Source organism: Faecalibacterium sp. An192 (assembly GCF_002160175.1).
Taxonomy (GTDB): domain Bacteria; phylum Bacillota; class Clostridia; order Oscillospirales; family Ruminococcaceae; genus Faecalibacterium.
Map to the genome: position 1 here is coordinate 36,710 of NZ_NFKB01000026.1, position 11,237 is coordinate 47,946.

Here is an 11,237-nt window from a genome sequence, read left to right on the forward strand (position 1 = left end):
AAAGGAGAGATGCAGTGTGAACGTTCTGGGGCATTTCAGCACCATCACCCGGCACAAGATGCTGGTGATGCAGTATTGTTTTGCGTGCGGGCTGTATAAGCAGGGCCTGGCCCACGATCTGAGCAAGTACAGTCCCACCGAGTTCATACCTGGGTGCATCTACTATCAGGGAGACCACAGCCCCAACGAAGCCGAGCGCCAGGCCAAGGGATACACGGCGGCGTGGCTCCATCACAAGGGCTGCAACAAGCATCATCTGGAGTACTGGATTGATTACGGCGGGGGCAAGACCGGCCTGATCGGCATGAAGATTCCCCTGCGGTACATCTGCGAGATGGTCTGTGACCGTGTGGCGGCCAGCCAGGTTTATCTGGGGGACCGCTACACCGATGCCTCGGCCTGGGAGTATTACCAGCGCAGCCGGGACCATTACCTGATGCATCCGGCGTCCCGGGCCATGCTGGAAAAGCTCCTGAAAATGGTCCGCGACCAGGGCCAGGACGCCACTTTCGCCTACATGAAAGCCCTCCTTGGCCTCCACCAGGAATACTGACCTACTTTTCTGGAAGAAAAGTAGGCAAAGGCAACGGCGGCGACCGCGTCCAGTGGACGAAACAGGGAGCCGCCGTTGGCTGCGTAGCTGAGGCGCTGCCTGCGGCAGAAACAGCCGAGGCGGAGCAGGGACAGCGGTCTGCTTTTTGCGTGGGCGCTGCGCCGCCCGAAGCAAAAACAGGGCACCGCAACCCGGAGCAGCGCTCCAATTTTCACAAGGGCATTCATGCTCGCAGAGAAAATTGGCTAAGCGCAAGAGGATTCACCTGGTACCACTGGCTGCTATGGTTCTCACCAAGTCCAGTCGGCGGCAAGGTTTCAGCCGCTTTATGAGGTTCCCGGGCTGCGCCCCGTTGAGTCCAAGGTTTTGCGAGTCCTAATCTGTTTTTTTATTCCGTCGTGCTGCTTTCCGCATATAGGAAAGCTCCATAAGTACAAAATCTCCGCTTCTGCTTGCCGCAGGGGCGGGGATTTTTGTTTATAGAGCTTTTTCGCAGGTCAGAAAACGGGTCTTGAGATGGTTTGCATCGTACCGTGCCGCAGGCACAAACGCCGGGAGCGAGCCGGAGCGTAACGGTTCCGCGGAACGATCGGAGACCCGGAAACTGTATGGTACCCAGTAAAGTTCTTTTTGCTCCCTTTTTCTTTCAAGAAAAAGGGAGGCAAGAAAAAGGAAGGTTTTGATTTTGGGGGAAACTGTGCTACAATAAAGCAATCATGAATGAAAGGGGGCTTTGTGGATGTCCACGGCAGTCTGTCGGGTTCTGGAACTGAAACGGCCCGAAGAAATTGATCTGGCCCAGGCGGCACGGTACTTGGGGGCGCGGGGTGAGCCGGATTCGGCCACAATGGCTCTGCTGGACCGGTGTGCCCGGCCGCTGCTGAATGCCGCTGCGCCCCGGGCGGTGTATCTGCGGGCGAAAAAAGATGATTTGGCCTCTCTGTGGCAGGGGGCGGACGTGGAACGCCACCTGGCCGGCTGTCCCGAGGCGGTGCTGCTGGCGGTGACGCTGGGCCCCGGGGTAGACGCCCAGATCCGCCGCGCCGGCATCGGAGATGTGGCCGCCCAGGCCGCCACCGATGCGCTGGCCAGTACCCTGGCGGAACAGGTCTGCGACCAGGCCGAGGAGATTCTGCGGGCCATGGCCCGGGACCAGGGCCTGTATTTGACGGGGCGCTATTCGCCGGGATATGGGGATTGGCCCATCGCGGTGCAGCCCCGGCTGGCGGCCCTGCTGGATACCCAGAAGCGGATCGGCCTGTATGTCACCGATACCTTTTTAATGCTTCCGCGCAAGAGCGTGACGGCGGTGCTGGGTCTCAACGATGTGCCCGTCACCGGCAAACGGGCGGGTTGTGCCCACTGTGCCCTGCGCGATAAATGCGAATATCGAAAGAGAGGCGTAACCTGTGAGAGCTGAAGAACTTTTTTCCTCCGCCCGCACCATCCTGCTGGATGGCGCCATGGGCACCATGCTGCAGGCGGCGGGCCTGCCCCTGGGCGCCAAGCCCGAGGCCCTGAACCTGGAAAATCCCGCCCTGATTGAATCCATCCACGCCCAGTATGCGGCGGCAGGCAGCCGCATTGTCTGCGCCAATACCTTTGGCGCGTCGGCCCACAAGCTGGCGGGTACCCCCTACACGGTGGCCCAGGTGGTGGAGGCGGGCATTGCCTGCGCCCGCCGTGCCGCGGCGCCCCATGGGGCATGGGTGGCTCTGGACGTGGGCCCTCTGGGGGAACTGCTGGAACCGGCAGGCACCCTCGCCTTTGAGGATGCGGTGGCCGACTTTGCCGAGATCATCCGGGCCGGCGCGGCAGCCGGGGCGGACCTGGTACTGCTGGAGACCTTCACCGATCTGTATGAGCTGAAAGCCGCCCTGCTGGCCTGCAAGGAAAACTGTGACCTTCCGGTTCTGGCCAGCATGAGCTTTGAGGCCGGCGGCCGGACCTTTACCGGGTGTACGGTGGGCAGCTTTGCCGCCACCGCCCGGGGTCTGGGTGCGGATGCCCTGGGCATCAACTGCAGTCTGGGCCCCAAGGAAATTTACCCCATGGCCAGGGCCCTCTGTGAGGCGGTGCCGGGGGATTACCCGGTGTTTGTCAAGCCCAATGCCGGCCTGCCCCGGGCCGACGGCAGCGGCTACGACATCACCCCCCAGCTCTTTGCCATGCAGCTCAAGCCCTACCGGGAACTGGGCCTGTTCGCGGCGGGAGGCTGCTGCGGCACCAATCCCGATTTCATCCGGGCGCTGCACAAGGTTTTTGACGACTGCCCGGTGGGCCGCCCGGCCCATCCCATGCCGTCGGTCCTGTGCACCCCGGTGCAGTGCGTCCAGGTGGACGGCATCACGGTGGTGGGCGAGCGGATCAACCCCACCGGCAAAAAGCGGTTTCAACAGGCGGTCCGGGAAGGGGATGTGGACTACATCCTGGCCCAGGGCATCAGCCAGGCCGACAGCGGCGCGGTGGTGCTGGACGTCAACGTGGGTGTTCCCGGGGTGGACGAGCCCGCCGCCATGGAAAAGGTGGTAAAGGCCCTGCAGAGCGTGGTGTCGCTGCCCCTGCAGCTGGACTCCTCCAACGCCGAGGCCCTGGCCCGGGGTCTGCGGGCCTACAACGGCAAGCCCATTGTCAACTCGGTCAACGGGGAACAGGCGGTGCTGGACCGCCTGCTGCCCCTGTGCAAAAAGTACGGTGCCGCCGTGGTGGGCCTGACCCTGGACGAAAACGGCATCCCCAAGACCGCCGCCCAGCGGGTGGCCATTGCGGCCCGTATCCGGGATGCGGCCCTGGCGGCGGGGATTCCTCTGGAGGATATCTACATTGACTGCCTGACCCTGACCGCCAGCGCCCAGCAGGACGACGTCATGACCACCCTGGAGGCCCTCCGGGCCTGCAAGGAGGAGCTGGGGGTGCGGACGGTGCTGGGCGTGTCCAACATCAGCTTCGGCCTGCCCTGCCGTCCCTACCTGAACACCGCCTTTTTGACCATGGCCATGCAGGCCGGTTTGGATTTGGCCATCATGAATCCCGCCAGCGAAGAAATGATGGGCGCGGTGTTTGCATACAATGTTTTGTCAGGCCGCGACCGGCAGAGCGGGGCCTATATTGCCCGTTATGCCGGCCGCGCCATGCCGTCGGCCGCGCCCCAGCCGGTGCAGCAGAGCACCAGCGGTGCGGCGGCCGGTGAGGCAGCCGGGGAGAGCGGACCCTATGCCGCCCTGATGCGGGCGGTGGAACAGGGCCTCAAGGGCGAATCCGCCGCCGCCACCCGGGCCCTTCTGGCAGAGCACCCGCCCTTGGACCTGGTGGATCATGCCCTGATCCCGGCCCTGGACGTGGTGGGCGCGGGCTATGAGAAGGGGACTCTGTTCCTGCCCCAGCTGCTTCAGTCGGCCAGCGCGGCCCAGGCTGCCTTTGAGGAGATCAAGGCCGCCGTCGCCAAACAGGGCCGCCCCGGTGAGAGCAAGGGCAAAATCGTTCTGGCCACCGTCAAGGGGGATGTCCACGATATCGGCAAAAACATTGTCCGGGTGATTCTGGAAAACTACGGCTTTGACGTGCTGGATCTGGGCCGGGATGTGCCGGTGGAGACGGTGGTGGAGGCGGTGCGCCAGAGCGGCGCCCGGCTGGTGGGCCTGTCGGCCCTCATGACCACCACCCTCAAGAGCATGGCCGAGACCATCGAGGCCCTGCACGCCGCCAAGCTGGACTGCAAGGTGATGGTGGGTGGCGCGGTGCTCACCGAGAGCTACGCCATGCAGATCGGGGCCGACTGGTACGCCAGGGATGCCAAGCGTTCCGCCGATATCGCCAAGGAGTTTTACCAGGTCCAGTGACCCCGGCCCCCGGCGGCCATATGTTTGCAAATCGTTCAAAAAGAACACAAAAAGCTGCCACAAATTGGCTGTATACTTAAAGTGCAGTCGGGGAGGAGAACAGACCTCCCCCTCAAGTGGATTCAACTCCCTTTCCAAAGGTCCCCCCAGACCTCACCGCAGCCCCGCCCAGCAGGGCGGCAGGCCGCGGCTCCGACATCCTACTGTTCCCCCGCCCATGCCAGGCAATCGCCGGGCGGCGGACAGACTACTTACTCTCTCCCGCTTCGGCGCGGAGTTCCTGATACAGGACAGCACCGGCACTTTTCCTTTTTCACGGTGCTGTCCCTTTTCTTTGCAGACGGTGGTCCGGCCTGGACGGCGGCAGCCCACAGGCCGGACACCGGCAAAACCTTGTGCCAAAACGCGAAAAGCGCCCGGCCTTCTCCTTGCGGGAAGGCGGGCGCTTTTTGTATGGGCGGAAATCAGATCACATAGTCGTCCCCGGACTGGGCCGGCCGGGCCAGGTCGGCCAGGGTGATTTTGTCCAGATAATCCCGGATGACCTCGTTCAGGCCGCGCCACATCTCATAGGTGCGGCACTCGGACAGGCGGCCGCAGGCCGCTGCACCCGGTTCCAGACAGGTGACCGGGGCCAGATTCCCCTCGGTCAAAAGCAGGATATCGCTGATCCGGTATTGATCGGCGGGACGGGTCAGGCGATAGCCGCCGCCCTTGCCCCGCAGCCCCTGCAAAAGGCCGTTTTGGACCAGGGATTTCAGGATGTTTTCCAGGTATTTTTCCGAGATGCCCTGCCGGGCGGCGATTTCTTTGAGGGGCATGTATTTCTCCGACTGATGTTCGGCCAGGTCGATCATGACCCGCAGCGCATACCGCCCTTTTGTCGAAACAATCATATTCGTCTGCTCCTGTTCCAAGGCTGCACATGGCAGAGCCTTTTTAACCTATTATACGACAGGGTAAGTGACTTTTCAACTGTGCTGTGGGAAAATGTTGACAAAATCCTCCGGTGCAGTTATAATTCCCTTAAACCGACTGGTTGAGTTGGTAAACCGCCCTGTGAGGAGGAATGAATATGAGCAAGATCTACACCGCAGCAGACCAGCTGATCGGGCACACCCCCCTGCTGGAGCTGACCCATATAGAGAAGAAAGAGGGCCTGGAGGCCCGCATCCTGGCCAAGCTGGAGATGTTCAACCCCGGCGGCTCGGTGAAGGACCGTGTGGCGAAAGCCATGCTGGACGACGCCGAGGCCAAAGGCCTCCTGAAGCCGGGCGCCGTCATCATCGAGCCCACCTCGGGCAATACCGGCATCGGCCTGGCCAGTGTGGCGGCGTCCCGCGGGTATCGGGTCATCATTGTGATGCCCGAGACCATGAGCATGGAGCGCCGGCTTCTGATGAAGGCCTACGGCGCCGAGCTGGTCCTGACCGAGGGCAGCAAGGGAATGACGGGGGCCATTGCCCGGGCCAACGAGCTGGCCGCCGAGATTCCCGGCTCCTTCATCCCGGGACAGTTTGACAACCCCGCCAACCCGGCGGCCCACGAGGCCTCTACCGGTCCCGAGATCTGGGCCGACACCGACGGGCAGGTAGACATCTTTGTGGCGGGCATCGGCACCGGCGGCACCATCACCGGCGTGGGACGGTATCTCAAGAGCCAGAACCCCGACATCAAGGTGGTGGGCGTGGAGCCGGCCACCTCGGCGGTGCTCAGCGGCAAGAATCCCGGGTCTCACGGGCTCCAGGGTCTGGGGGCCGGTTTTGTTCCGGCCATTTTGGACACCTCCATTTACGACGAGATCATCCCGGTGACCGACGAGGAAGCCTACACGGCCGGCCGGAATCTGGGCCGCGAGGAAGGCGTTCTGGCGGGCATTTCTTCGGGCGCGGCCCTCTGGGCAGCGGTCCAGCTGGCTCGCCGTCCCGAGAACAAGGGCAAGACCATCGTCACCCTGTTCCCCGACACCGGCGACCGCTATCTCTCCACCCCTTATTTTTCCGAGAAAAAGTAAGCCCCCCCTACTTTTCTGGAAGAAAAGTAGGCAAAAGACTTTTTACTGGGTACCATGAAGTTTCCGGGTCTCAGACAGTTTCACGGGGCCGTTACGCTCCGGCTCGCTCCCGGCGTTTGTGCCTGCGGCACGGTACGATACAAGGCGGATTTGGATCGATCGGCACGTCCTGCGGACAAAACAGGGAGCCGCCGTTGGCAACGTAGGCGAGGTGCTGCCCGCGGCAGAAACAGCCGAGCCGGAGTTGGGGCCGTGGTCTGTCTTTTGCGAGAGCGCGGCGACGCTCGAAGCAAAAGCAGGGCACCACAACCCGGAGCAGCGCTCCGATTTTTGCAAGCGCCCGCCGTGGCGCGCCGCAAAAATCGGCTAAGCGCAAGAGGAAAGAGCTCCGGCTCGCTCCCAGCATCTGTGCCGAAGAAAAGCATCAAAGAAAAATCCCTGCTCCTGGTTTGGGGGCAGGGATTTTTTGTTGGAAAGTGGGTTGAAGCTTACATGGTATGGGTGGAAAAGACCGGCTCATCCTCCCACAGCACCGGCTGTCCGGCCGCCAGGGTCTTGGGCATATCCAGCAAGCGCTGGTTGGCGCTGCCCCGGAACCGGAGGCTGATGTCATACTGAGCCTGCACAAAGGGACCGTCCACCAGCACGTCCAGCAGGGACAGGATTTCGTCGGTGGCCTCGCACCGGCAGCGGGAGGGCTCTTTGCCCTGCAGCTGTTCCAGGGTATAGCCTGAGTAGCACCAGATGGTCTTGGTGGGGTAAAGGGCCTTAAAGTTGCGCAGGAAGGGCAGCAGCTCCCGCTGGTTGGCCGGCTCCATCGGCTCGCCGCCCAGCAGGGACAGACCCGTGATGTAGTCGGGCTGGCAGGAGGCAAAAATCTGGTTCCGCACCTCCTTGGTGAAGGGGGCGCCGTAGCCAAAGTCCCAGGCGATTTCATTGAAGCAGCCGGGGCACCGGTGGGTGCAGCCCGACACGAACAGGCTGGTCCGCACCCCCGGACCGTTGGAGATGTCGTAGTATTTGATGTTGGCGTAATTCATGGGAATTCCTCCTTGCCGCGGCGGACGGCCGCGCAGTAATGACAGCGGTAAATAGGGCGGTTTTGTTTGTGATGGAATTGCTGATGTGGGAAAGAAGTACAGTGTTTTCGATTGGCGCACATTTTTCCGTATAGTTGGAACGAAAAATATCGTCTGAACCGTCTGAAACTTGTGTGTGACGCCGAATTCTGTGATTATTCACAAAAAAGTATTGAATTCCTTGTGCAAGGTGAATATAATACGGGCAAGGACGCAGATAGAGGGCGTCCGGAAAGCCCGGCAGCGAGAAGCCGGGAATAACTGCTCCGCTTGGTGGAAAGCGGAGACGGATTGCCGCAGCATTGAGGCGGGCAATCCAAATCCATTGCAAAGGAGATTGCGTATTATGAAATATATTGAGATGATTCTTAATTCCTTCAGCTGCAACGCCGCAGTGCAGAGCCGCATGGAGGACGCCTGTGTGGATCGCTGGGGCTTCTGCCTGGACAACCAGATCTGAGCAGAGCACCGGAGGATGTTCCAAAAAACCCGAGAAAGGAAGGACCTTTTTATGATCGAACGAGTAAGAGTGAAGAACATTGACCAGATCAACAAGATCGCACACATTGCCAGCGCCCTGAACAGCGACGTGGGCATCCATGATGCAAACGGCCAGATTGCCGATGCAAAGAGCCTTCTCGGGCTGCTTCGGCTGGACTATAGCCGTCCCGTCGAGGTCGTCTCGGAGAATGCCCATGCCCTGCGCGCCTGCGTGCGTGCCTGTGCAGTGTAAGCATCCGCCGGAATGAGCGGAACGCTGCAGGCTTTGTGCCTGTGACTGAATCAGAAGAAAGCCCCCGCCGGAGTGAATCCGGCGGGGGCTTTTTGTCGTGCCTGGGGCACGCGCAGAAAGAGGACCCGGGCCGTGATGTTCAGGCTATGTTTCCACAGGGAACGGACTGTCCCTCGGGGCGGCCCCCCGGGGCAGCGCGACGCAGGGCATAAAAAGCCCCGCCGGGGGAGGAAAACCCGACGGGGAGCTTGTTAGAGGTGAAGCACCCGGTCCCGGATCTCCTGGGTACGGCCCTGATTCCAGAACTGAGTCCCGATGTAGCCGCAGGTGCGGCGGGCCACATTCAGCTTGCTCTGGTCGCGGTTGCCGCACTTGGGGCATTCCCAGACCAGCTTGCCGTCGTCCTCGACGATGCGGATTTCGCCGTCGTAGCCGCAGCACTGGCAGTAGTCGGACTTGGTGTTCAGCTCTGCATACATAATGTTGTCGTAGATGAACTGGAGCACGCTCATGACGGCCTCCAGGTTATCCTGCATGTTGGGCACCTCGATGTAGCTGATGGCGCCGCCGGGAGACAGCTCCTGGAACTCGCTCTCAAACTTCAGCTTGGTGAAGGCGTCGATGTTCTCCGACACATGGACGTGATAGCTGTTGGTGATATAGTTCTTGTCGGTGATGCCGGGGATGATGCCGAACCGCTTCTGCAGGCAGCTGGCGAACTTGTAGGTGGTGGACTCCAGCGGGGTGCCGTACAGGGAGTAGTCCATGTTCTCGGCCTGCTTCCATGCCTTGCAGCAGTCGTTCATGTGCTGCATGACGCTCAGGGCAAAGGGTTTGGCCTCGGCGTCGGTGTGGCTCTTGCCGGTCATATACTTGACGCACTCATACAGGCCGGCGTAGCCCAGGCTGATGGTGGAGTAGCCGCCATAGAGCAGTTTGTCAATCTTCTCGCCCTTCTTCAGACGGGCCAGAGCGCCGTACTGCCACAGAATGGGGGCAGCGTCGCTCAGGGTGCCCAGCAGACGCTGGTGGCGGGCCTGCAGGGCCCGGTGGCACAGATCCAAACGCTCGTCGAAGATCTTCCAGAACTGGTCAAAGTTGCCCTTGGAGCTCAGAGCCACGTCCACCAGGTTGATGGTGACCACGCCCTGATTGAATCGGCCGTAGTACTTGGGCTTGTTGGTCTCGGGGTCCACGTAGGGGGTCAGGAAGCTGCGGCAGCCCATGCAGGTGTAGCAGTGGCCCTCGCCATTCTTGTCGACTTTCAGCTCCAGCATCTTCTTTTCCGAGATGTAGTCGGGCACCATCCGCTTGGCGGTGCACTTGGCGGCCAGCTCGGTCAGATAGTAATAGGGGGAGTCGGGGTGGATGTTGTCCTCCTCCAGCACGTAAATCAGTTTGGGGAAGGCGGGGGTGATCCAGACGCCGGCCTCGTTCTTGACGCCCTGGTAGCGCTGGCGGATGGTCTCCTCAATGATGATGGCCAGGTCGGCTTTCTCCTGGGGATTCCGGGCCTCGCCCAGATACATAAACACGGTGATGAAGGGGGCCTGGCCGTTGGTGGTCATCAGGGTGACCACCTGGTACTGGATGGTCTGAACGCCGCGGTTGATCTCAGCCCGCAGCCGCTTTTCCACAATGGCCTTTTTCCGCTCGGCGGAGACGGGCAGGCCCTCCATCTCGCTTTCCACCTCGGCGGCGATCTTCTTGCGGGAGACGTCCACGAAGGGAGCCAGATGGGTCAGGCTGATGCTCTGGCCGCCGTACTGGTTGGAAGCCACCTGTGCAATGATCTGGGTGGCGATGTTGCAGGCAGTGGAGAAGCTGTGGGGCTTCTCAATAAAGGTGCCCGAAATGACGGTGCCGTTCTGGAGCATATCCTCCAGGTTGACCAGATCGCAGTTGTGCATGTGCTGTGCGAAGTAGTCGGCGTCGTGGAAGTGGATCAGACCTTCCTGGTGTGCCTTGACGATGTCGGGGGGCAGCAGCAGACGGGCGGTCAGGTCCTTGGAGATCTCACCGGCCATGTAGTCGCGCTGGACGCTGTTGACGGTAGGGTTCTTGTTGGAGTTCTCCTGCTTGACTTCCTCGTTGTTGCACTCGATGAGGCTGAGGATGCGCTCGTCGGTGGTGTTGGTCTGGCGCTTCAGGTTCTGGATGTACCGGTAGGTAATGTAATGGCGGGCCACATCATGAGCCTGAATGTCCATCAGCTCGTTTTCCACCATGTCCTGAACTTCCTCGACGCTCACCGCACGGCTCAGCTGCTGGCAGCGGCCGGTGACGGCGGCGGCGATGTCGGTGATCTGTTCCCGGGTCAGACGGAGATTTTCCTCCACCGACTCGTTGGCCTTGGAGACAGCCACAATAATCTTGGTAATATCGAAGGGCACCTCGGTACCGTTTCGCTTGATGATCTTCATGCGATTCCTCCTCCTTTGTCCGCTTGCGGCAGCAGACGGCGGTGAACGCCCTCTGGCTGCCTATATATAATAATAGAATAAAGCTTGCGCTGGAATGGGTTGACCGCCCGGGAAATCTACTATATATAGAGGAGAGAACCCCTGAAAACGGTCGTCCCGCGCGGCCGTCCGCGCGGTGTGCAAGACTATGATACCATTATTTAGTGGCAAGTCAAGGACTTCAACCCCATATTTAGTGTTTTTGGAGGGATGCCCAAAAAAGGCACAAGATTTTGGGGCGGAATCATGGCTCCCAAAAAGTCTTGAAAAAAGTTGGAAAAAGTGCTTGACAAAAGTCGGACTCTGTAGTATTATACTCAGGCGCCCGGCGGAACGGCTTCCGCGAGAGTCCGAAAGAATGAAAGCACTTCAAAATCACTTGAAAAAAGATGAAAAAAGTGCTTGACAAAACGGACCGGACGTGGTAAAATAAACAGGTCGCAGGCCAAGAGGCTGAGCGGACAGGACCTTGAAAATTGAACAATATCGAATACTTGTAACGGAACCTTTAAAGTGTTGGAAACACTTAAAATTCCAAAAAGTAATTCATACAGGAC

General features: G+C 60.4%; 9 protein-coding genes. 5 read left to right on the plus strand and 4 right to left on the minus strand.

Annotation, left to right across the window (positions count from 1 at the left end):
• The first annotated feature begins 16 nt into the window (after window positions 1–16).
• The 3 genes from B5F27_RS09195 to B5F27_RS09205 all read left to right on the plus strand — a co-directional run bounded on the left by B5F27_RS09195 (window position 17) and on the right by B5F27_RS09205 (window position 4,392).
• Window positions 17–553, plus strand: a complete 537-nt coding sequence (locus B5F27_RS09195; RefSeq protein ID WP_087366803.1) for a DUF5662 family protein — start codon at window positions 17–19, stop codon at window positions 551–553.
• Window positions 554–1,292: 739 nt separating this feature from the next.
• Entirely contained in the window at window positions 1,293–1,973 is a 681-nt protein-coding gene (locus B5F27_RS09200) for a vitamin B12 dependent-methionine synthase activation domain-containing protein (RefSeq protein WP_087366806.1), read from the plus strand.
• Window positions 1,963–4,392: a homocysteine S-methyltransferase family protein gene (locus B5F27_RS09205; protein WP_242962143.1), complete on the plus strand. Its 2,430-nt coding sequence runs from the start codon at window positions 1,963–1,965 to the stop codon at window positions 4,390–4,392. The genes B5F27_RS09200 and B5F27_RS09205 overlap by 11 nt, the downstream gene beginning before the upstream one ends.
• Window positions 4,393–4,856: 464 nt before the next feature.
• On the opposite strand, the gene B5F27_RS09210 is transcribed toward B5F27_RS09205, so the two are convergent.
• The gene (locus B5F27_RS09210; RefSeq protein ID WP_087248323.1) at window positions 4,857–5,288 is read right to left on the minus strand and encodes an Rrf2 family transcriptional regulator; all 432 of its coding nucleotides are present in this window, start codon (window positions 5,286–5,288) and stop codon (window positions 4,857–4,859) included.
• 179 nt (window positions 5,289–5,467) lie between these two features.
• On the opposite strand from B5F27_RS09210, the gene cysK reads away from it, so the two are divergent.
• Window positions 5,468–6,406 (plus strand): cysteine synthase A, encoded by a 939-nt coding sequence (cysK, locus tag B5F27_RS09215; RefSeq protein ID WP_087248282.1) that lies wholly within the window; start codon window positions 5,468–5,470, stop codon window positions 6,404–6,406.
• 488 nt (window positions 6,407–6,894) lie between these two features.
• Here cysK and nrdG read toward each other — a convergent pair whose 3' ends face one another.
• Window positions 6,895–7,446 (minus strand): anaerobic ribonucleoside-triphosphate reductase activating protein, encoded by a 552-nt coding sequence (gene nrdG / locus B5F27_RS09220; RefSeq protein WP_087366809.1) that lies wholly within the window; start codon window positions 7,444–7,446, stop codon window positions 6,895–6,897.
• Window positions 7,447–7,996: 550 nt separating this feature from the next.
• Here nrdG and B5F27_RS09225 point away from each other — a divergent pair.
• Window positions 7,997–8,218: a hypothetical protein gene (locus B5F27_RS09225; RefSeq protein WP_087248278.1), complete on the plus strand. Its 222-nt coding sequence runs from the start codon at window positions 7,997–7,999 to the stop codon at window positions 8,216–8,218.
• 251 nt (window positions 8,219–8,469) lie between these two features.
• Here the strand turns inward: B5F27_RS09225 and nrdD are convergent, their stop codons facing one another.
• Together nrdD and B5F27_RS16990 are read right to left on the minus strand one after the other, a co-directional pair.
• Window positions 8,470–10,641 carry an anaerobic ribonucleoside-triphosphate reductase gene (gene nrdD, locus B5F27_RS09230; RefSeq protein WP_087248276.1) on the minus strand — a complete coding sequence of 724 codons (2,172 nt, stop codon included), beginning with the start codon at window positions 10,639–10,641 and terminating at the stop codon, window positions 8,470–8,472.
• Between the two features lie 356 nt (window positions 10,642–10,997).
• Window positions 10,998–11,237, minus strand: a 240-nt coding sequence (locus B5F27_RS16990; protein ID WP_206423000.1) for a hypothetical protein, incomplete at its 5' end; no start/stop codon positions are given.

Bases quoted from the DNA above. Each gene is read 5' to 3' on its own strand.
- B5F27_RS09210 (WP_087248323.1), bottom strand. From the start codon at position 5,288: ATGATTGTTTCGACAAAAGGGCGGTATGCGCTGCGGGTCATGATCGAC.
- nrdG (WP_087366809.1), bottom strand. From the start codon at position 7,446: ATGAATTACGCCAACATCAAATACTACGACATCTCCAACGGTCCGGGG.
- B5F27_RS09200 (WP_087366806.1), top strand. From the start codon at position 1,293: ATGTCCACGGCAGTCTGTCGGGTTCTGGAACTGAAACGGCCCGAAGAA.
- cysK (WP_087248282.1), top strand. From the start codon at position 5,468: ATGAGCAAGATCTACACCGCAGCAGACCAGCTGATCGGGCACACCCCC.
- B5F27_RS09225 (WP_087248278.1), top strand. From the start codon at position 7,997: ATGATCGAACGAGTAAGAGTGAAGAACATTGACCAGATCAACAAGATC.
- nrdD (WP_087248276.1), bottom strand. From the start codon at position 10,641: ATGAAGATCATCAAGCGAAACGGTACCGAGGTGCCCTTCGATATTACC.